This is a genomic window from Clostridium sp. 19966, from assembly GCF_032335695.1.
In the GTDB taxonomy this organism is placed as follows: Bacteria; Bacillota; Clostridia; order Clostridiales; family Clostridiaceae; genus JACTOJ01.
Genome location: NZ_JACTOJ010000014.1, coordinates 51,099 through 74,438 on the forward strand (window position 1 = coordinate 51,099; position 23,340 = coordinate 74,438).

The 23,340-nt window shown below is 33.8% G+C and carries 16 protein-coding genes; 2 read left to right on the plus strand and 14 right to left on the minus strand.

From position 1 onward, the window contains the following. Positions 1–121 precede the first annotated feature (121 nt). The 4 genes from IAI10_RS14715 to IAI10_RS14730 form a co-directional block, all read right to left on the minus strand. Positions 122–1,051, minus strand: a complete 930-nt coding sequence (locus tag IAI10_RS14715) for a vgrg protein (RefSeq protein WP_315674044.1) — start codon at positions 1,049–1,051, stop codon at positions 122–124. 177 nt (positions 1,052–1,228) lie between these two features. Then, positions 1,229–3,055, minus strand: coding sequence for an ABC transporter ATP-binding protein (locus tag IAI10_RS14720; RefSeq protein ID WP_396334396.1), 1,827 nt, complete (start codon positions 3,053–3,055; stop codon positions 1,229–1,231). Next, positions 2,997–4,748, minus strand: a complete 1,752-nt coding sequence (locus IAI10_RS14725) for an ABC transporter ATP-binding protein (RefSeq protein WP_315674045.1) — start codon at positions 4,746–4,748, stop codon at positions 2,997–2,999. Before IAI10_RS14725 ends, IAI10_RS14720 begins: the two co-directional genes overlap by 59 nt. A gap of 61 nt (positions 4,749–4,809) precedes the next feature. Then, entirely contained in the window at positions 4,810–5,799 is a 990-nt protein-coding gene (locus tag IAI10_RS14730; RefSeq protein WP_315674046.1) for a LacI family DNA-binding transcriptional regulator, read from the minus strand. Positions 5,800–5,947: 148 nt separating this feature from the next. On the opposite strand from IAI10_RS14730, the gene IAI10_RS14735 reads away from it, so the two are divergent. Further along, the gene (locus IAI10_RS14735) at positions 5,948–7,312 is read left to right on the plus strand and encodes an MATE family efflux transporter (protein ID WP_315674047.1); all 1,365 of its coding nucleotides are present in this window, start codon (positions 5,948–5,950) and stop codon (positions 7,310–7,312) included. A gap of 220 nt (positions 7,313–7,532) precedes the next feature. Here IAI10_RS14735 and yaaA read toward each other — a convergent pair whose 3' ends face one another. The 3 genes from yaaA to mgrA all read right to left on the minus strand — a co-directional run bounded on the left by yaaA (position 7,533) and on the right by mgrA (position 10,423). Then, positions 7,533–8,309, minus strand: a complete 777-nt coding sequence (gene yaaA / locus IAI10_RS14740; RefSeq protein WP_315674048.1) for a peroxide stress protein YaaA — start codon at positions 8,307–8,309, stop codon at positions 7,533–7,535. Positions 8,310–8,330: 21 nt separating this feature from the next. Beyond that, on the minus strand, positions 8,331–9,155 hold the full coding sequence (locus IAI10_RS14745) for an aldo/keto reductase (protein ID WP_315674049.1): 825 nt from the start codon (positions 9,153–9,155) through the stop codon (positions 8,331–8,333). Positions 9,156–9,436: 281 nt separating this feature from the next. Next, a complete protein-coding gene (gene mgrA / locus IAI10_RS14750; RefSeq protein ID WP_315674050.1) occupies positions 9,437–10,423 on the minus strand; it encodes an L-glyceraldehyde 3-phosphate reductase in 987 nt (328 codons plus the stop codon). Between the two features lie 240 nt (positions 10,424–10,663). Here mgrA and IAI10_RS14755 point away from each other — a divergent pair, with 240 nt between their 5' ends. Continuing rightward, positions 10,664–10,840 (plus strand): H-type small acid-soluble spore protein, encoded by a 177-nt coding sequence (locus IAI10_RS14755; RefSeq protein ID WP_315674051.1) that lies wholly within the window; start codon positions 10,664–10,666, stop codon positions 10,838–10,840. A gap of 252 nt (positions 10,841–11,092) precedes the next feature. On the opposite strand, the gene IAI10_RS14760 is transcribed toward IAI10_RS14755, so the two are convergent. From IAI10_RS14760 to IAI10_RS14790, 7 genes are all read right to left on the minus strand, one after another. Next, complete coding sequence (locus tag IAI10_RS14760; protein WP_315674052.1) at positions 11,093–12,802, minus strand: methyl-accepting chemotaxis protein; 1,710 nt, start codon at positions 12,800–12,802, stop codon at positions 11,093–11,095. 254 nt (positions 12,803–13,056) lie between these two features. Beyond that, complete coding sequence (locus IAI10_RS14765; protein ID WP_315674053.1) at positions 13,057–16,578, minus strand: DUF4132 domain-containing protein; 3,522 nt, start codon at positions 16,576–16,578, stop codon at positions 13,057–13,059. Then, complete coding sequence (locus IAI10_RS14770; protein ID WP_315674054.1) at positions 16,575–16,907, minus strand: hypothetical protein; 333 nt, start codon at positions 16,905–16,907, stop codon at positions 16,575–16,577. Before IAI10_RS14770 ends, IAI10_RS14765 begins: the two co-directional genes overlap by 4 nt. Positions 16,908–16,922: 15 nt before the next feature. Then, entirely contained in the window at positions 16,923–18,656 is a 1,734-nt protein-coding gene (locus IAI10_RS14775) for an SWIM zinc finger family protein (protein WP_315674055.1), read from the minus strand. Then, entirely contained in the window at positions 18,632–19,750 is a 1,119-nt protein-coding gene (locus IAI10_RS14780; protein WP_315674056.1) for a VWA domain-containing protein, read from the minus strand. The genes IAI10_RS14775 and IAI10_RS14780 overlap by 25 nt, the downstream gene beginning before the upstream one ends. 27 nt (positions 19,751–19,777) lie before the next feature. Continuing rightward, entirely contained in the window at positions 19,778–22,159 is a 2,382-nt protein-coding gene (locus IAI10_RS14785) for a DUF5682 family protein (protein ID WP_315674057.1), read from the minus strand. Further along, the gene (locus IAI10_RS14790) at positions 22,134–23,246 is read right to left on the minus strand and encodes an AAA family ATPase (protein ID WP_315674058.1); all 1,113 of its coding nucleotides are present in this window, start codon (positions 23,244–23,246) and stop codon (positions 22,134–22,136) included. The genes IAI10_RS14785 and IAI10_RS14790 overlap by 26 nt, the downstream gene beginning before the upstream one ends. Positions 23,247–23,340: the final 94 nt, after the last annotated feature.

Below are 23,340 nucleotides of genomic sequence, written 5' to 3' on the forward strand. Positions count from 1 at the left end.
GATACCTAGATTTATAGATTTCTATATATCTAGGTAAGAAAAAAAGAGCCTAAGAAGCTCCAAATTTTAAAACATAGCATAGATAAATAAACAGGGTAAAAACCCTGTCGTTAATTAATCATTACACTTCATTTTGTCCAAGCATACTGAGAGCTTGATTTTTTTCTTCAGCAAATCTATTATAGACGCTATTCTTTACAGCTTGAGAGCTGTCTCTAAAATATAAATTCACTTTCTGTCTTTCATTATAAACATTTGAAATGATATTGCTATCAGTATCTTTTAAATTTATCTTAGAAAATATGTTAGCCGCTCCCTGAGCACCATGCTGTACTGCTGCTGACCAAAGAACATTTTTAAGCGCATCTGATTTAGTATTTATATTAACCCCAGTGCTTTTATAAATCCTTTCAGCTGCTGCATCATAATAATTTTGCTTTATATAGTTAAATTGAAGATTCCCAAATTCCTTCGAAGACTTATCAGCTACACTTTTCCAGGCTGAATCAAAATTATTGCCAAAGGAATTACCATCCTGCAATTTAGCATTTTCCAAGCTAGAATATACACTGGAATTGTTGTTTTTAAGCCAATTCATAAAAGAATTTAAGGAGCCAGTATTTGAAGCGAGCTGCCATATTCCATAAGACTTTCCACCGATATCTCCAGAATTATAGGATATGCTTCCCGCATCACCATTAGATTCATACTCTGCAGATAATTTTCCTAAATCAAAATCCGAGCCATTAATCGCCTGCTGTGATTTATTATTGCTATAAGAACCATAATTTATTCTATTAGAATTATATTCTCCAATAGTATTTAAACTGCTAGCCAAACCTGAAGAGGACGTTTGTCCATTCAAGGAGTAGGCAAGACTTGACCCAATCCCCATTCCATCTGCGCTGCTGCTTAGCATTGAATCAAGCACCATTTGATACATCATATTAAACATCGTATCTTTGGTGTCTTCGGCAGTGTTGTTTGTGACAGAATTAGAATTGATAAGCATTGAGTTTACATTATTTAAACCATTAATTGGTGTAGACATATTTTATCTCTCCTAATATCTATTTTTCGTATATAATTATTTAAATTATATCATAAAAAATATGGACAAACAACCAGCTTTTTTTACATTTTTTAAATACACTTTATTTTAAAGTAAAAAACAGTTATACTAAAGCGACCGAAGCCTATATCACCATCCTTCTAAAACATAGCCTCTTTATGCAGTTTCTTCTCCTGTAGGGTTCTTATCTTCGCTGAATTTTTTATTTTCCACTAGACTTCTATAATAACCATCCTTCTCCATAAGAGCTTCATGATTTCCTATTTCTATTATTTCGCCATGCTTTAGCACTACTATATTATCTGCATTTCTTATGGTGGAAAGTCTATGAGCTATTATCAAAGTAGTTCTGTCCTTAGAAACATTTTCTATAGCCCTTTGTATGACTTTTTCCGTATAGGTATCTATATTGGCAGTAGCTTCGTCCAGCACGAGTATTGCTGGTTCATGTGCTATGGCCCTGGCAAAGGAAATTATCTGCTTTTGCCCTGAAGAGAAGGTGCTTCCCCTCTCCATAACCTTTTCGTTGAGTCTATCCGGCATGGAATCCACAAATTCCTTAGCACAGGAAACCTCCAAAGCTTTTTCTATAGTATTTTTATCAATCTCATCATTTAAAGTTATATTTTTCTCTATATTGCCTGAAAAAAGGAATACGTCCTGAAGCACCACGCATACATTTCTTCTAAGGTGACGCAATTTTATATCATTTATATTCACGCCATCTACAAGTATTTCACCCTTCTGTATTTTATAAAAGCCGTTAATAAGACTTATTATAGTAGTTTTTCCTGCTCCAGTTTCTCCTACAAAGGCCATAGTCTCTCCTTTTTTCACTTTAAAGCTCACATTTTTAAGTACCCAATCCTTATCATTGTAGGAGAACCATACATTCTTAAATTCTATATCTCCTTTAGCGCGAGGCATATCTTGTCCCTCATCAATATTCTCCAGTTCATCTTCTACATCTAATAGCTCAAATATTCTATCTGCAGAAACTAGCGCAGATTGAATGGTGGTATAGCTGTCTGCTAAGTCAGAAATAGGACTAAAGAACTGCTGTATATAAGTTGTAAAGGCGTAAAGCACACCTATCTGCAGGGTATGATTATAAATTTTCCCCATGCCGTACCATATAAGTATTGCTACAGATAAATTTTTAAAAACCTCTGAAGCAGGGCGGAGGAAGCTGTTTAACCACACTTGATATTTGGTGGTTACGAAATAGTCATCATTAAGCTTTTCAAATTCTTCTCTCTTTTCTTTTTCTCCCTTAAATATCTGAACGATCCTCATTCCAGATATGTTTTCTGCCATAAAGCCATTTATTTTACCAATGAGATATTTCATGTTAGTAAAATTTGCTTTTATTTTCTTTTTCAAGGTAAAAACCAATATAAACATTAAAGGCACTACGCAAAAGGATATTAAAGCAAGCTTAACATTAAGAGTTACCATAGCGTATATTATTCCTATCAAAAGAAATACATCTTGGAATAAGCTTATTATTACGTCAGTGTACATTTCGCTTAGAGCTTCCACATCATTAGTAGCTCTTGTGATAAGTCTTCCTGAAGAAGTTTTGTCCAAATAATAAAGAGGCAGAAGCTGTATAGTTTTGAAAACACGTCTTCTCAGATTGCTCATTATTTGCTGAGCTGCTGAATTTATAAGATTCACCTGAAAGATTGTAAGCATTCCGCTGGCTGCCACCACTAAAAAATATAGAATTCCCATATTCGCAATGGTATATAGTCCGCTGCCTTTTGTATTGTGAACTAAAAAATCATCTATAACCAGTTTTAATATATAAGGCTTAATGAGTAAAGCTCCATTTAAAAGTATTACGCATACTATTGCAAATATGATTTTATGAATATAAGGTATAGTAAGTTTTAGCAGTCTTGAGATACTTTTTGATTTGTTAAGCATCCCTTCTGAGTCCATTTTCTCTATCTTTTGACTGTTCATTGTAGATTTCATAATATACACCTCCCTGTCTAAGAAGCTCCTCATGAGTTCCTCTTTCGCAAATTCTTCCTCTATCCAAAACAATTATCTCGTCTGCTGCCTGAACAGAGGAAAGCTTATGAGCAATTATTATAGCAGTCTTGTCCTCTCTAACCTTATTAAAGTTTCCTAATATCTGCTTTTCGGTTATGGTATCTACTGCTGATAAGGAATCATCTAAAATCAATATAGCCGGATTTTTAACCAAGGCTCTGGCAATAGCTATTCTCTGCTTTTGTCCTCCGGAAAGATTTACTCCTCTTTCACCAAGCTTTGTGTTGAATTTATCCTTGAAGCTTACTATGCTGTCATAGATACAGCTGTTTTTCGCTGCATTTTCCACTTCCTCTAGAGAATAATTCTTCTTAAAGAATTCTATATTCTCCTTTATGGTTGCAGAAAAAAGGAAATTATCCTGAGGTACATAGCCAAAACCTTCTCTCAAGGCATTCAAGGAATAATCATTTATGTCTATGCCATCTATATATATCTGACCTTTTTCTACATTATATAATTTTATCAAAAGATTAGCTAAGGTGCTTTTTCCGCTGCCTGTTCTTCCAACTACCCCAACAGTGTGCCCCTGGGGAATATGAATATTTATATCCTCAAGCGCCTTTTCCTTTGCATCAGGATAAGCGAAGCTTAAATTACATATCTCCACAGCTCCGTCTATTTTCTTCTCCACCATAGCTTCTCCATCTTTGATATCAGGTTCCACACTTAATATGGATTCCAATCTTTTATAGGAAGCCATTCCTCTTTGCATTATATTTATTATTCTTCCTACTGATATTATTGGATTCATTATTATGGTAAGGTAGGTATTGAAGGCTATGAAATCTCCTAGGGATATGGTCTTATTAAGTACCATATTGCCGCCTATTATAAGGTTAAGCACAAAGCTTACACTAAAGCATATTTCTATTACTGGAGCTAAGTAAGAAGAAACTCTCGCCATATTAAGGTTTGCATCCAGCATATTCTGATTTAGCTTTTCAAAGCTTTCCAATTCTCCATCTTCCTGAACATAGGATTTTATAACTCTTATGCCGTATATGTTTTCCTGCACTCTATCAGATATGGCTGCAAAGCTCTCTTGCACTATTCTGAATCTCTTTCTTACCATGCCTCCGATTTTTATTATAAACACTATTATAAAAGGAATTGGTAAAAGGGATAAAAGAGTAAGTCTCCAATTTATAGCTCTAGTCATGGCATATATAGAGGCTACGCAGATAACCATACCATTAATACCCATGGCAGTAGCTGGTCCAAAAGCCATTCTCACCGCACTTATATCATTTATGGCATAGGCTATAAGATCACCGGTCTTATGGCGGTTGTAATACTCAGGAGATAATTTTTGCATATGATCGAATAGCTTTTTTCTTATATCACATTCCATGCTTCTTGCATTTCCAATGACTAAGTTTCTCCATATATAAGTGGATACAAATCCCCCTACAGCAATGAGAATTATATATAATATATTAATTTTAACCTTGCTGGTATCGAAATTGTTAACTTTAAGTATATCTATTGTTTTTCCTAATATTGTAGGAAATAGCGTGGCTACATAGGAGGATATAAACATAAATATTACTCCAAGGATGTAGCTGTATTTATGTTTTTTAAAGAAGTCCAAAATTAAGTTTTTATCCATATTCATACTCCCAAAATCATAAAATATTTTTATTTTTGCTTTATTGTGAATTAGTGCTGATTTACAGGCTCTTAACAGAATCCCTTTCTATGAGATTACTATTTATCGTTATATTTTCATTAGGTTTTAAAGGATTATTTATTCTTTTTATTAGAAGATTAACCGCCGCCTCGCAGGAATATTCTATATTTAAATCTAATGTGGTAAGCCCTGGAATCGATAAAGCTGACATTTCAGAATTTCCACTGCCTATTACAGATATGTCTTCAGGAACCTTATAGCCTTTTTCATACAATAATTTTATGAGCTTCATAGCTGTAAAATCCCATTGACATATTATAGCAGTAGGTTTTTCACTGCATTTTATGAGTTCCTCTACTTTTTCTTCCAAATTATCATCCACGTCAAAAAAAAGCTCTTCTTTTATGGATATGCCATAGTCTTCCATGGCTGTAGTTATTCCAAGAAGCTTTTCTCTGTTTTTGAAGCTGTGCTTGTTCCCTACAAAGCCTATTAGTTTATGTCCCTTCTTAATCAAATACTCACATTGCTTATATCCGCCATTATTGAAGTTAAACCATACGCTGTCATAATCATAGGAAGGAGAATAACCAGTGTAAAACACAAAACTCTTAACTTTTTCATTGATGAATTCTACGTAGGGCTTTTCAAATTTCCCTATAAATATTACTCCGTCAAATCTGTGACCCTTAGCTATCTTATATGGAAGATAAAGAGATTTCTGATTTTCCTTATCCACAAATTCAATACTATACTCTGTTCCGGTTTTTTGAAGATTTCTTTCTACTCCCTGAACCATATAGCTAAAATTTGTATTGTCCTGATAGTAAGGCTTCTGGTGCAAAACTAATATGTTTATATCTTCATTATTTTTTATTTTTGCGTAGCCTAGTTCCTTAGATTTCTCTAATATTTTTCTTCTAAGCTCCTCACTTACTCCGGTCTGACCAGAAAGAGCTCTGCTTACAGATATAGTAGATACTCCCAAGCTTTCCGCTATATCATTAATAGTAATTTTACTATTTTTCATCTATCTCACCTCTATGTTATAAAAAAGATTTAATAACATATTAATTATACGTTGTATTTTTTTATTAATCAACGTTATATTTTATATTTTTTTATCGTTAATTTTATGTTATAATCTATTATTGTATTCGATAATTGGAGATGATTTTATGCAGGCAGTTCACACGAAAGCAGAAATTGATAGAGAAATATTGAAATTAGCTTGGCCAACTATTGCAGAACAAATGCTGATAATGACGGTAGGTATGGTATCAACAATTATGGTTTCAAGGTTAGGCAAAGAATCTGTGGCCGCTGTAGGTATGGTTAATAACTTAGTTAACTTTTTTCAGACGGTATTTGCAGGTCTTGCCACAGGCTCTACTATAGTAATAGCTAGAGTTACTGGCGAAAGCGGGCTAAAAAGAGCAAAGAAAGTTCTGACTCAATCACTGTTTATGGCTATCATTGTAGGAATCGGCTTTTTAATGCTTGGTTATGCAGGAGAAAATATTATAATCAATGTATTCTTTGGTTCCGCTGCTTCTAATGTTCTTTCACTAGTCCACATGTATTATAAGATTGTTCTTGTGGGAATCCCTTTTGTAATTTTAGATATGGTAGTAGGCGGTGCCTTAAGAGGAGTAGGAGACACTAAAACTCCCATGTATGTAACCTTCGTAGTTAATATCGTAAATATAGTTTTTAGTATAATTTTAATTTACGGTTTACATTTAGGAGGTATTGTCGTCCCTGCTTTAGGCGTAAAAGGTGCAGCTATAGCTTCTTCCTTCGCTAGATTTTGCGGTGGAATAATGATTTTATTTGTGCTTTTTAGAAAAAAATCTAAAATTCATTTAGATAAAGGGGATAAACTTATTCTTAACGGAGAAATCATGATGAGAATAATAAGAGTTGGAATTCCTTCCTTTATGGAGAATCTTATAATGCAAGGGGGCTTCCTTGTAATACAGATACTAATTGTATCCTTAGGTACAGCAGAAGTTGCAGCTTATCAAGTTGGTACAAACATTCATTCTCTTGCCTTCTTACCAATAATGGGTTTTGCAACTACTACCACCACTACAGTTGGACAAAGTCTTGGAAGAAAGGATTATGATGGAGCCGAGAGCTACGCCTATGAAAACAGAAAGATAGCGGTGCTGGTTGGACTCATGGCAGGCCTGCTTGAATTCACCTTTGCAAGGAATCTAGCTATGCTTTATACCAATGATCCAGAGGTTATTTCCGCCAGCATTATAATTATAAGAGGTTTTTCCATAATAGAACCTTTCATGGGTATAGAAAAAGTCAGTGCAGCAGTTATGAGATGTGCTGGAGATATAAAATACGTAATAATAACCGCCGTCATAGCTCTTTGGACCTTCAGAGTATGCACAGCTTCTACCTTAAATCATTTTTTCCATATAGGTCTTTATGGAATCATTATAGGTATAATTGCTGACTTCAGCGTGAGAGCTATAATGTATCTTTTCAGAATGAAGGCTGGGAAATGGAAATATCTAAAAGTATAAAAATGAAATTTTTCAACAGATAATGGATAAAAACAGTTAAGAAGCAAAAGAGTTTAAGTAAGAGTGAAGAGTTTAGGTAGAAATAGCCTTTTTTAAGAGACGATTTCAATTTATAAATTCGCTGCAGGCGAATTTTAACCATAACTTTTAACTCTTACTTCTTCTCTCCTACCTTTTATCCTTTACTTCTTACTTATAATTTGTAAATTACGAATTGAAGCTAGAATCGACTAACTCTTGTAAAGATTAAATTTTCATCATCAGAAAGCTTTTCATCAAATTCATAACCTTCTAAGTCAAAATTTTTCAGCTCCTCTGCGCTCTCAATTTTATTTTCACTTATGTACCTTGCCATTAAACCTCTTGCCCTCTTGGCATAAATAGCCACTATCTTATACTTTCCATGATTATAATCCTTGAATATAGGAGTTACCACTTTACCTCCCAGCTTTTTCATATCTATAGCCGAATAATATTCCTTGGAAGCTAAGTTTACTAGCACCTGTTCCTTCTGAAGCTTCATTTCTTTATTAAAGTATTCCAATAAAGCATCCTTCCAAAATTCATAAAGATTGTTATTATTCTTAACTGGAAGCTTTATACCCATTTCTAATCTATAGGGCTCAATAAGATCTAATGGTCTAAGCATTCCATATAAACCTGAAAGTATTCTAACATGCTGCTGAGCAAAAGCAATATGCTCTTCCTTCAAGCTATCCGCAGCAAAGCCATGATAGACAGCGCCGTCAAAACAAAACAGCGCCTGCTTAGAATTTTCCAGGCTATGCTCCTTGGACCAGGCTAGATTTCTCTTAAAATTCAGTTCAGAAAGCTTACTATTTATCTTCATAAGACTTTCTAGTTCCGGAGGCGAATACTTTTTAAGCTCCTTCATAACCTGGGAAGCTTCTTTTACAAATCTAGGAGTGGTATAAGACAATTGAGAATGCACCTTTTCAAAGTTTAAAGTTTTAGCTGGAGATAATATCATTAACATATTAAACTATTTACCCTTTCTCTAAAAAGCTATTTTATCAGGATCAGATTCGACTCTAAAGTTAGCGTCCAGCTTTGCAATAGCTTCCATATCTTCTGCAGAAATTTCAAAGTCAAAGATATTGGAATTTTCCAATATTCTTGCAGGGGTTACAGATTTAGGAATAGTAACCACCCCTTTTTGAAGATCCCATCTTAAGGTTATTTGAGCTATTGTCTTATCATATTTTTGGGAAAGTTCCTTAAGCAGAGGAATATCAAAAATCTTTCCCTGCATTAAAGGTGACCAAGCTTCCAATCTGATATTTAATTTTTCACAGAATTCCTGAGTGTCCTTTTGCTGAAGCAAAGGCTGAAATTCCACCTGATTAACTGCAGGTATAATTTCCCAGTTTTTCATCAAATCCTCTAGGTGGTGAACTTTGAAGTTACTGACCCCTATAGCTCTTATCTTTCCATCCTTATAAAGCTTCTCCATGGCTTTCCAGGTTTCATCATTCAGATGTTTGGGCCAATGCATAAGATATAAATCAAGATAATCCGTACTTAATCTTGAAATAGTATTTTCAAAGGCTTTAATTGTTTTTTCATAGCCATGCTCCGAATTCCAAACCTTACTTACTAAAAATATTTCTTCTCTAGGAATTCCGCTTTCTCTTATAGCTCTTCCTACGCCTTCCTCATTTCCATAGGCGGCCGCAGTGTCTATATGTCTATATCCTATTTTTAATGCTTCTTTAACCGCATCAATAACTGTATTTCCATTTTCCACCTTAAAGGTTCCAAAACCAAGCCAAGGCATCTTGACTCCATTGTTCAAAACTACAGATTCATTTAATATTGCCATATACCTTCCTCCTCATTTTTAAACTGTAAATAAAATTATTTAATAATAATAGTTAGATAATTTTATTTATACTTATTTTATCACTAACCCTACGAATTTTCTATGTATTATCTGTGCATTTTAATTTGTCATTATTTAAAATTACGCCTAAAGAAAAAAGCAGCTGAAAGGGGGATTTCAACTGCCTGTATGTTTATTTAATTGTTAGGGGTATAATCTATCTATAAATAAATATTAACACGGAATTATGTCATATCTATTACAATATTATATATTATTTGTTAACTATTTAATATTTCATCTATTGTCCTAAGTTCTTCTTCCGTAAATTTTAGATTATTTATAACAGCTGCATTTTCTTCTATCTGACTTACTCTGCTGGCCCCTATAAGTGCTGATGTAACTTTTCCGTTTCTAAGCACCCAGGCTAGAGCCAGCTGTGCCATACTCTGTCCTCTTTCTTTAGCTATCTCATTTAAAGCTTTAACTTTATCCACCTTATCTTCAGTAATGCCAGACTTTACCCATGAATTTGCTGCCGCCCTTGAAGTATCTGGGATGCCATTTAAGTATTTATCAGTAAGCAGTCCCTGAGCTAATGGACAAAAAGCTATGGAACCTATTCCTTCTTCCTCTAAAACCTCTTGAAGCCCATCCTCTATCCATCTATTAACCATAGAATAAGAGGGCTGATGAATAAGACAAGGTGTACCAAGCTCCTTAAGTATCTTAGCAGCCTTTCTTGTATCTTCTGCGCCATAATTCGACAAGCCTACATATAGAGCTTTCCCTTGTCTTACAATTAAGTCCAAAGCTGCCATGGTTTCCTCCAGTGGTGTTTCTGGATCTGGTCTGTGATGGTAAAAAATATCTACATAATTTAACCCTAAACGTTTAAGACTTTGATCAAGACTAGCCACCAAATACTTTTTTGATCCCCAGTTACCATAAGGTCCAGGCCACATATCATACCCGGCTTTTGAGGAAATTATAAGTTCATCTCTATAGGACTTTAAATCGCTGTTTAAAACTCTGCCAAAATTTTCTTCAGCCGCTCCAGGTTTAGGCCCATAATTATTGGCTATATCAAAATGTGTTATTCCTAAGTCAAAAGCTCTAAACAGCATAGCTTTTATATTTTCTAAAGTTTTATTATACCCAAAATTCTGCCATAGGCCTAAGGATATAGCTGGAAGCTTTAAGCCGCTCCTTCCGCATCTGTTATATACCATGTCCGAATATCTTTTTTCATCTGCTGTATATGCCATTTCATTTCCTCCTAATTATGTATTTATATATTTAGCCTAACACTATATCTTAAAATAATAAATGAAATAATGTCCTGTACATTTGTTTTTATGTCGTTAATTTTTATATAAATACTCTTCAGAATTTTTATATTGAATATAGCAAATAATATTATCAAATTTATAAAAAGTGCTGTGCTTTAAAGAATTTTTAACCTTTGGCACATATTTAAAGCATAGCTATAAAGAAAGGATGATAATATGGATAAAGATAGAGCCTGCCAAATTTTTGAATCTGAAGGAGTGATAGATGTAGTTTATAACGGATCTTCTATCTGGATTGAGGAAATCAGTGAGGGACAAAATTGTGCAAGAGTTAAGGATTTGAGTACAAAAAAAGAATTAACAGTGAAGCTTTCTGAGTTAAAGGAAGGTTAGAAAAGGAGAAAAGCAGCAGGTAAGGGGGACTTGCCTACTGCTTTTTATATCATTAAATTTATGGGGGAATCTTCTTTTCTTTCTACAATTATATAGTAGCAGTTAATTATGACATAATAATGTACAAAATACATATTATTTGTTAACTATTTTAAATAATTTATTAATTATTATTTAAATTATTTAAAAATTTTTCATATGTAAGGAAAACAGCTAAAATTTATCCTTTAGCTGTTTTACAAAAATCAAATATTATAGTTTGAACTTCTCAACCTGTTTCATCATAGAGTCACTCTTCCCTTTAAGAATTTGTGAAGATTTTTCTATGTGGCTAGAGGAAGAAAGCATATCCTGAGTTGTGGCAGATATCTCTTGGGAGGAGGCTGAATTTTCTTCCGCCACAGCAGATATGTTCTCGGCCACAGAAATTATGCCCTTCTTATTTTTATTTATTGTGACAATAGAGCTATTTATTTCTTCTATGGTTGGTAATATGTTTTCAATATTTACTATTACTTCTTTAAAGGAACTTACTGAATTCTCTACGACAGTCACTTGATTATTAAGCTTATTATTAGCATGGTTTGTGGTATCCGCCACTAAATCCGTTTCTTTTTGTATGGCCTTAACCAATTCATTTATTTCGTTAGAGGAATCTTTTGATTGCTCAGCAAGCTTTCTTATTTCATCAGCTACCACTGCAAAACCTCTTCCTGCCTCCCCTGCTCTAGAGGCTTCTATTGCAGCATTCAGCGCTAGAAGATTAGTTTGCTCGGCAATACTATTTAAAATATCTGTAATTTCAGTTATTTCTTTAACGCTTCCAGTTAAATGATGCATTTTATCGCCTACGGTGCTGAAAGAAGCTGATATTTCATTTATAGAATCTATAAGCATGCCTAATTCATTGTTACTGTTTTGCACCTTTTCATTTATTTTTCCTGTGGTATTGGTTAATTTATTTATGGTCTCTCCAACTTCATCTAGAGTTATACCAAAATTATTTAAAGAATCATTCATATCCACCAGCTCATTGGCTTGATTTGATGAGCCTTGAGCCACTTCTTCAATAGCATTTGATATCTCTTTAGTTGATGAATTCATTTTTTCAGACAAATTTGAAAGCTTTATAGCTTCTGAGGAAATGGTTCCAGATTCTTCTTTAATATTCAAAATCATGTCCCCTATTGAATTAATAGTGCGCTCCAAAGCTCTATTCATTATCCCGAATTCATTAGTAAGCATAGTATCAAAGGCTACCGTAAAGTCTCCCTGAGATACTTGAGATAACTTTTTAGTAAAATCTTTTATTAGATTCTTTACAGCAATAATTATGGTTAAGGACATAACAGTTAGTACAAAAAGTGAAACTGCGAAAACTACTTCAAAAATCAATACACTGCTGTTATGAAGCTTGTTTGCTTGCTTTTCCATAGAATCTGCTTTAGCTTTTTCATAGTTAATGATATCCGTAATATTTTTCGCCAGCTGATTACCATATACGCCCATATCTACATTGGTTATCTGCTTGTCTGGAACTTGATTATTTTTTCTCTGCTCAATAATATTAGGAATAAAGGAATAATAATGTTCATAGGCTTCTTTTGCCACCGAAACCATGTAAGTTTCCTTTTTATCATCCTTTGAAGCATTGACCTGCCTTGCTATAATTGTATTTATGTTATTATTGAGATCCAGCATAGATTTTTCATTAGCTTCGTCAAAGGGTCTATCTATTATTTTGGTGAGAGTATTTCTAAGAACCCCCATATCCCCATTTATGTCTTCCCAATCCTTTAACTTAGGAATAATCTCCCTATTTATGCTGCTGGTAAGCGAATACATTTTATTCACGTTTAAGTATCCCATCACTCCTACTATAGTGGTGGACAGCAGTGATAGTATCCAAATGAAAATAATGTTGCGTGTAATTTTTACATTTTTAAATCCCTTCTTGCGCATTTTAATAAAACCCTCCCTAAAATTTACTATTAACATTCTTACCTCATTCTTTGCACACGTTAACATTTGTAATTATAATATATTTGCATAAAATATATTTCTAATTGTACTATAACATTCGTGACTTTTCACAAAAACTTTATATATTTTTAACAAGATTTTAAAGGAATATTTTGTATCAGTGCATAATAAAAAAATAAACCTCTCACTGGCAAAAGAGTAAGAGATTTATTAATTCTATATATTCTTAAAGGCTATATTTTCTTTTCTTTCCACTTTTCATCTACACCTATTTTAGCAGATAAAGCTCTGTCTATACTGTACATTATTTCACTGAAAAGTCTTATGGGAACATCTATTGGGTTAACTCGGTATTCCTCTTTTATGGAAGAGTATACATAGCTCCCCCTGTCAACAGTGCCAGTCTTATAAAAGGTGGCTTCATATATAGTCACATCCTCACCTTCACAGCCAACAAAGGTACCGCTAAATTCTAAATTCACGCCTATATTAAAATTATTAAATTCTTTATAGAAATCGTAATAGCCTCCAGCATCAAGAACTGAACCTCTATACCAGCCAGCTGAAGTTAGCTTACCAGTTAAAGACAAACTATTTATTATAATTCCTCCAAAGCGTTCTATATTTTTAGAAGACTTTTCTGTTTCTTCAATTATATATATAGGTCTTTCTATCTGAAGGAAAGGCTGTTTTATCTCGTAGTTTTCCAGCTGCTCCTTCCAAAGCTGCAAATCTTCTTCACTAAGCTCTATAGGATGTACTAGTCCAATCAAAGCATCTCCTTGAAGTTCATATTCCTCCTCATCCTTTGTATTATAGCTTCCATCTTCCATATATCTGAAGGTTTCTTTAAGCTTATTATCCTCATATGTTCCCCATACAAGAGACATAGCAAATTTATGCATTATAGGATTCTTAACAAAAAGTTTTGTCCACTTTTCTTTAGTCCAAAGTCTAGTTGATGAAAGTGCTTCCTCAAGTCTAGCTCCTTGTATGGATATAGTGCTTTTAAGCTGCTTTTTCAACAATTTAAATTCCTCTTGAGCTGAAGCTGCTTTACCTTCATCATCTTTTTTCGAAGGCTGAGGAAGCTTCTTTAATGCTTTATTATTCTCATCAAAAATCTCCAAAGTAAGTTCTGGACTTAGGGTCACTGTAAACTTTCTTTCCCCAAAATCAAATACTCTTTCCCCGCTTTCATCAAAATCAAGATTCGGAACTATCTTATCTGACAACTCTTCTTCCGTAATTCCTATCTCTTTAGCCGCAAAGCTTAGTGCTTCTCCTGCCGCAGCTTTTACTTGCTTAAATTTAAACTTTCTAGATATACCATCCACTATCATTAGAGCACCGTCGCTGCCATTTAAGGCTAAAGCTTTTACTGCCTCACTAGCTATAGCTCCTCTAGCTTTCAAAGGCCATTCCTCTATATTTTTCTTTAAAAGCTCTACCACCTTATAATCACCATGAACTGAAGAAAAAGCTAGTACCCACTTCTTCTTGGCTTCCGCTCCGTTTTCCAGCCATCTAGATAAAACCTCAAAGGCAAATTCTGCTACGTCACTTTCCTTTAGCTTGCTGCATATAAATTTTGCATCTTTATTTACAGCTATTAATCCTTCAGAAGAATAGGCTATAAGTAAAGCCATAGCTATATCCTCACTGCATTCTGCATCACTGTCCTTAAATTTCAATTTAGGCAAAGTTTCAAAGTCAAGCCATTTAATAGAAGCTTTAGATCCCCTTTTCATTACAGTCTTGCAGTAATCCTCTATTGTTACGTTTTCCTTCCCAGAAGAAGCATTCCCCTCTAAATTTAAAGCTTTTGCTATTATCGCCTTAACTTTTTCGCTTTTTTCTGCTTTCAAGGCTTCCTTCAGTAATCCTTCAACTTTCTCTATATCATATCTTCTAAGAATTTCCACAACAGTTTCCCTTACGGACTGCTTCTTAGCCTTAAGAAGCGGTGCTACTTCAGCAATATATTCCTCATTTTTTGAAAATAGCTCAATAAGTTTTTCTCTGACTACCTTTGAGGTATCTTGTATATATTTCAGCATAATTTCCTTAACTTTATCATTACCTGTTTCGTAAAGTATCCCTATAACTTCAGCTCTTGCATTAGCTGATAAATCGTCAATTATATTTGCTGTCAAATCAAAATCTTCCGAGGCAATTTTTTTCAATAATAACTTTTCCTCATTAATTCCCTGGCTATAATAAGTATTTACAATATCTTCAGCAAAATAAAAAACTATGGTTCTCTGAGACATTCCATAAAGCTTCATAGTTTTAGCCAGATTCTCAACAGAAGTAGAGTTAGGTAAATTACCCTTTAGTTTGTTTACTAAGTTTCTAAGCAACTCATATTTTTGAAATGCTTCGTATAGTTTTACTCCTCTTTCAAATACAGGTGAATTCCCCTTAAGTTTAAAGAGAGTATCAAGATGATTTCCTCTATTATATATGTAGCCCTTCATGCTTTTCATAACATTTTTTGCCTGCAGGCATATATCTTCAAATTCTTTATTTCCCTTTAGATAATCACTAAAATCATTTATGGTGCTTTGCGGAATACTGTAGGATAGTAAAAATTGCGAAAATTCATCATAAAAACTATCTTCTACTTGCATTATATAGGAGCCGCCTTTTCCGCTTTTCCAAAGCAGACTTATCAAATAATTTGCTTTGGCTCTACCTGCTAAATTTATAGCTCTGTTAAAAACCTCTTCATTTGTCTTTGCTTTAAGCTCCAGCACTCTATTAAATTCACTGATGTTATACCCCTCTCTAGTTCCCATCCAAGCTATCATATACTCCTCAGGTATCTCTAATTCTTTAACAATAGCCTCAATCTCTATTTGTATATTGTCCTTTCCTTTGTGGGTATTGTATATTAAATCATAAAGCACGTTAAAGGTCTGTTTATAAAATAGGTTTATCATAACCTTCATGAATCTTTTTAATATAAGAGATTTCCCCATTAAATTGTAGGCTGCAAAAGTTAGAAGCTTTAGTACATATTTGCTTAAATCCTTATCATTAATGTTGGCTTTTAAAACCTTAAGTATTTTCTCTAGTTCCATATTTCCATATTTAATATATTCTTTTAATTTATCTAGGTCATTTTTATAACTGCTATTATCATTTAAAAGCACATTGAGGCTGTCATAGGTGTCTTTTTCCAAAAACTCAAGATTTTCTTTATATCTGTCTGCATCAATTTTAGCAAGAACCACACTTAAGTAGTATCTGGCATTAACCTGACTTAACTTAAAGGCTTCTTTAAAAAATTCGCTGTATTTTTCATGGAGTCTTTTAAAAATATTAAGATTATCCATATTAATGCTGTGTTCTCTGCTTTGAACTTCTTCAGCAAAATAGCTTATAACTACCGCTGGATTTGCATTACATCTAATGAGCTGCTCTATTACCTTTTCTGAAAAGGAATACTTCCAGGTTTTAAGAATTATTATTGTGTTTTTTTCATCCGCTGCCACTAGGATTTTAATGAATTTATCCATGTATTCCTTATTTTCATGCCTAGCTATAGAATCATAACATACTCTTAGGTTGGTTCTATCAGTATTATTTAGACTGTTTAAATCCAAATTTTTTATTTTATTTAAAAATTCCTTTTCTTCACAATTATCATCAAGATACTGCTGAAGACTTGGTTCCTCATTAACCTTAATCCCTAGACTTTCTGCCACTTTTTCTATTCTTTCCTTTAAATGCTCCTCTAATGTTCTCATTTCACCACATCCTTATAAATATTTTGTTTTGATATTTCTAAATTTATTTTTAATTTTACAGCTTCTATGTAGGTTTCAAGCTTAGTAAGAGCTGCAACTATTTCCATATCATCATAATCCATTCTATGTCTTTGCATGGATAATTTATTTTCAAATTCCTTAAGAAGCTTTTTTCCTTCTTCCATACCTATAAGTCCCAACCTGCCTTCAATAGTTTTTATATCTTCAGACAATTTATCTGAAGCAATATATATTCCGCTTAATAGAAGCGCATCTAATAAATTTTCCATATCATCAAATATTTCTTTTATTACTTTAAAATTGTCCATAATAATTAGCCTCCGCTATTCTAAAGTCCAATTTATAGATCTGTCATTATTGTAGTAAGCAGTTATTGGCACAGCTATAATTTCGCCTTCATATATGTACACCTCAGAAAGTATCATATAAGGCATATTGTTTCTTTCGGCACTTTCTATATTTTCTATAAGCTTTTTATTTTCCTTTGTATATTTAAGCCTTATAAATATTTTTCTTCCCTTCATATCATAAATAGCCATAGAAAAAACTTGACCTATATTATTAAAGGAGCTTTCATCATTGGATGAAATTTTAAGCAAAAATATATTATCCTGCTTTGAAGAAGCATAGCTGTTTTCAATGCTATTTTCCAAGCTAAAAAAAAGCTGTTCCCAATCTTCAAAGATAAGCTCCTTTAAAGCTAAGTCTTTAATCCTGGTTCTTTCTAATAGCTCACCTCTGCTCTCAGCACTGGAAGATAACCTAAATTCATCATTTATCTTCCCCTTAAAAAGCTTTATATGACTTCTGGAAAATTCACTCTGCCTGCCTTGTATTCCCCAAGGAGCTTCCTTGTCATAGAAATTATACTTTTTTGCCTCTTCATAGTAATCTGCTCTTGATTCTGTATAGGTAAATAGTTTTTTAAATTTATCATTATGAAAATAAAAGGTTATACCTTTATACCCAGAAGCGGTACTCCAGGCTTTTGCCCCTAAGCACCAAAGTTCTATGGCTGGTAGGTCATAATAATTGGTTTTATACCTGCCCATGAACTCTCTAACCAATTTTCTATCCTTTGAATTTTCCATTGCATTTATAATTTTATAGATTTGGTGCATTTGCTTTCTAAAATTTTTAATGTTGAAGCTGGCATTTTTATTTATATAAAGCTGAAGATTTGCTCCAATTGCTCTGATTCTTTTTTCTAGGCTTGGAAGATTATTATTGTGAGCTATCAAAGCCATCTGCTCCAATTGCTGACATAGATTTTCAGATACCCTAGCTAATCCCCCTATATATATTTCTGCCACTATTCCTTTTATTCCTTCCAAAGTGCTTACAAAATCTTCTTTTTTAAAATTGAATTCTTCTTCAATTAAAGCATTTATATCATCATATTTTATTGCCTTCTTTAAAAGCTTATAATGTATAAGTGCCTCCAGCTTATGTTTACATATGTCTTTTTCTTTACAGCTGCACAGGGAATTGTTTAAAATACTGCTTTTATTTATATCTATCATTTCTTCTACGGCTTTAGTCTTAATAAATTTTACTACTATATTTTCTTCAGGAAAGCTTATTTTGAGTATATTGTCTTCCTCTATTTCAGGAAAAAAACCAAACTCTATTTTCTTTAATATATTTTTTATATCTCTATCAGAAATAACTTTTTTTATTTGCTTTATATCAATTTTAATAAGCTCAGAAAAGTCTAAGCTTTCTTCTTTAGAATTAGAGTTTCCTTTACCTTTAAAGAGCTCTTTAGAATGAGAAGCTGCATACAAATAACTTTTAACCACATGCTTGCATATGCTTCTTGAGGGGCAGCTGCATTTAAAATTTTTTATATCTGCATTTATATTACATATAGTGCCATCCTTAAGCCTGCACTCCACATTATCTTCATTGAATATGATATCTATCTCTTCCCCTGACTCAAGTTCCTTCTTAGCTCTATTTAATATACCTTTATTGGAAATTCCAATTATATAATCCTCATTTATCATGGATAAATAGTTTCTGAATTCTTCTAGGAAATTATTTGTGCTACCCATTTAGCTAACCCTCCCGGCGTCATGGCTGCCACATTTGCTCCAAGACTTGCCATTCTCTCTGCAGCATTTTTATCATAGCAGCCAGAAGCTTCATTATCTAGAGCTGTTAGAATGATAAGCTTTGCTCCAGCTTCCAGGATGCTCTTTGCTCTGGCGTACATTTCACCATAAGCACCACCTTCATATAGATCTGTTACCAGCACTACTATAGTTTTGTGAGGATTTTCAATAAGCTGATAGGTATAGCCTAAGGCTCTTGAAATGTCAGTTCCGCCGCCCAGCTGAACACTCATCAAGGTTTCCACCACATCACAGCCAGTGTAAGTCAAATCCACTACTTCAGTATCAAAAATTATCAGCTTGGTTTTAAGCATAGGCAGACTTGAAAATATTCCTGCCATTACTGCACTGTATATTACTGAGGAAAGCATACTTCCGCTTTCATCTATAGCTATAACTATATCCCAGGGATTAAATCTTTTAACTCTAGCATTAAAATAAATCTTATCTACTATAAGTCTGTTATTTTCCACATCATAATTTTTCATATTATTTCTTATGGTTTTCTTAAAGTCTATATTCTTAGCAGATTTTACTGGTGAACTTTTAGTCTTATCCAATCTTCCCATTATGGTGAGTTTAACATCATTTTCAAGCTGCTTTCTTAATTCCTCTGACACCTGTCTCACTATTTTTCTTGCGGTTTCCAGTACTTCTCCCTTCATCATATGCTTCATCTGCATTATGCTTTTAAGCAGTTCCGTATTGGGTTTTAGTGATTCCAATACCCTCTTATCCGTTAAAAGTTCTTTTAAATCATATTTATCCAAAGCATGCTTTTCTAATATCTCCACAGTTTTCTTTGGAAAAAGCTCCTTTACCTTAGTGATCCACTCCGGCACAGTAAGGTTACTAGGTCCAAGACCTCCCTGTCTTATTCCTCTTTCCTCACTATATTCTCTATCATAAAGATATTCCAATAAGTCACTCATCTTTTCATAGCTTTGCTCTCCATGGGAAAAGCTTATATTTTCCTCAGCATACTTTCCAAGTATGAGTCTCCAGCGGTTTAAAGCTAAAGCATCCTCCTTCATTCTTTCACCTCCATATAGCTTTGCCTGCTAAAAATACCAGCTTTTTATATACTCCTTAGCAAAAGCATCTAGCTCCTGCGCCAATCTAATATCACTTTCAGTTATATCTGCAGGAGTCATTAATTCCTCCTTAGAATAATTATAAAAATCTGCCACAGAGGCCGCAATTAAGCTTACTTCCTGTGGATTAAAATAAGTAAAGCTTAATTTTAAATCAGGTATTATGCTAAGGAACTCTTCCTCACCTAGATTTTTGATTACATTATCTAACCCCTTAAGCAATTCCTGTTTTGTTAGAAGCACATCCTTTGCGGTGGAAAAAAGCCCCTTTAAAAAGCTAGCAGACTTCAAGAGCTTATCCCCCGTTCCAAATAAATATTCCTCAGCTTTAGAGGTTAACTTCTGAATATCAATTTTATTAATTCCATATAAAATTCCTAGAGCTGCTCCCTCTACAGAGCTGTTACAATCTTTTTTAGCTATTAGGTCTTCTAAGGCCTCCTGCAGGATTTCCCTATCCAAGTTCAAATATTTCTTGTTTATTAAATTATATATATCTTTAAAATTAGAAATAATCTTATTTTCTTCCTCGCTGCCTACAGAGCTGGTATCATTCATTAAATATACTGCTTTATTATAGGCTTGATTGAGAAACTCTACAGCTTTATCATCTCTTTTATCTTTAATAAGTTCCTCCGAGTTATACAAAAAATTTAAATTAAAGCAGCAGTTAACCACAGATGAAAACATGCCATCTTTTGATATTATAGCTTCTATTTCAGCAGATAAATTTTTAAAGCTTTCTTCAAGTCCCATATTGAAAGCTTCTATCAAAAGCAAAGATGCCCCTTCTGCAGAATTTTTATTTTTCTCAAATTCTTTTTTCAGTATGGAAGCTGCAGCTTCCTTTACTGTACCGCCATATACTGACAGCTCTATAAGACTGCTTTCCACTCTGCTGTCCCATTTATAATTCCAAAGCTCTCTTACCAAATTTGTATTTTTTCTGTTCGCAAAATCCGGCCCTTTTTCCAGTATGGCAAAATTAGTGTTTAGAAACTTCATCCTATGAAAGAAATTACTTTCCTCACTTTGCCTTTTATTCTTATATATAAATAGAGCAACCTCTGCCTTCACAGTAGAAGGTTTTAACTTATAATACTCGCATATTTTTTTAAAGTCCTTTACTATGGGAGGAACCTCTGCACCAGCACATAAGCTTCCTATTTTTCTGCCAGTAAGAATTTTCTTCAGCTGATTTAAGGTCACCTCTGAAGCTAAATCAAGTTCTCCCTTCACAAAGGAAGACCTTATTCCGTCTTGAAGTTCATATACCCCACACTCTCGTTTTTCTCTTATATTTTTAAGTCCTAAAGCCATGCTAAAAGCCTCTATTTCATCTGCTGTAGAAAGTCCTCCTTCTTTTTTCCTTATGGCTCCCCCGCATCTTACTATAAAATCCAGCACTGTTTTTTCATAGGGCTTATCTACTTTACAATTTAGATTATCCCATACCTTTTGATAAAAATTAGGATAAGGCATACCACTGGCATAGCCATTTAACTGATCACTCTCTTCAAAGGAATAAGCCATGGCATAGATACCTTCATCTTCCTCAGGTATCTTATGAAGCTTTAGCTCTTTTTCTTCCTTTATTAATCCCATGAGGGCAGCACTATGAAATCCTCCTGTAACCACAAGAATTCTTTTATATTCTTTCATAGCCTTTCGTATATTCATAGCCATATAGGTTTCCCTGGCAATGCAGCCTTCCTCTAGCAGCAGCTGCTCATCATAACCTACTCTTGAAAGGAAGCAGGAAACTATCATATTTTCTATAAACTTTTCAGTAGAAATATTAATACCATCTATCTCAAACAGCTTTTCCCAAAGCTCATTGTAGCTTCTGCAACTTTCTTTTTCACATAATGCCTTTATAAATGCACTTCTTTCCATCATATAATCATCGTTATATGTATTTTTATTATTTTTAGCTTCCCCAGCCTTTTTGCTGTTTATAAGCATCTCAGCATAGGATAAATCTATAAATTCTGCGGTTATTTTTCGTTTTCTTCCTTCCCTTAGAGCTACAAGCTCAGGAGAAAAATCTAAAAATGGATAATAGCACATGTATTTTCCCTTACTGTCATCAATTAAAGCTTTGCTGTCACTGTAGCTATAGTATATGCATATAGGTGCCTTAGTTTCTTCATCATCTATATAAGCTTTAACTGCGTTTCCCCCTTCTGGTCCTTCAATAAGTATTATCTCAGGTGCATAAGCTTCTATAGCTTTTTTTAAATGAAAGGCACAGGCTGGACTGTGGTGTCTAACTGGAAAAAACACCACATTTGAACTTAAATCATAAGCTGCTTTGATATATTTATCTGACCCATTTTCTTGCATCATAGTAACCCTTCCATCTGCTATCACCATTGCTTTTAGCTTTTACCACCACATTGAAGTAGCTTTTAAGCTTGTCAATATCTTCTCGGCTCTCCTTAAGCACTGAGCCTAAAAGATTCTGCACCATAGAATCCATGCTGACCTTACTATCCCCGTAATAGAAGCTGCTCATTACTGTCTGGTAATACACAGATACAGCTTCAGCTGTGCTCATGACGGAAGCAGGCTTATCTATTCTGTATCCTTCTGAAGAGATTCCTTCTCTAAGCTCATGAAAGGTTGTTGCAAGTATTTCTGCTGCATCTCTATCTATATCAATATCCACGTTAGAATCTCTTAAAAGTTTTTCCACTTCTCCTTCTATTATCTTAGCTTCTAATTTAACATCATTAATAGGAAAAATGGTTTCAAAATTGAATCTTCTTTTAAGAGCACTGCTCATTTCATTAACTCCTCTGTCTCTGGTATTAGCAGTAGCTATAACATTAAAGCCCGGAGAAGCCATGATTATACCTTCATCTCCCAGCTCTGGCACTGTAATTATCTTATCGCTTAATATGCTTATTAGGCTGTCTTGTATCTCTTGAGGACATCTGGTTATTTCCTCGAATCTAGTAATCATTCCTTTTTTCATTCCTATATATAATGGAGATGGTACTAAAGCTTCTGATACTGGTCCCTTTGCCAGAAGCATAGCATAATTCCAGGTATACTTTATCATATCTTCTGTAGAACCTGCTGTTCCCTGAACAGTGTTAGTGCTGCAGCCACAGATAGCAGCAGATAACAATTCACTGAGCATAGTTTTAGCGGTTCCAGGCTCTCCTACCAGCATAAGTCCTCTATTTCCAGCTAGGGTTATTATGCATCTCTCAATTAAGGTATCATCTCCATAAAATTTTCTGGTTATTTTAACTTTCCTTCCTTCATACTCAAGAGGCTTATCCATTCCAAGTATAAAAGCTCTTATGCTCTTAGGAGACAGCTGCCAGTTCATAGGCTTAGGTCCTTTGTCGCTATTTTTAAGAGCTTCAAGCTGATCTTTATACAATATTTCAACTGTAGGCTTTAACACCTTTGATTTATCCATAAATTTCTTCCTTTCGATATTATTACAACTATTACCATTATAACAAAAATACTCTTGGTATTAAAATGCTATTTAATATCAAGAATATTTATAC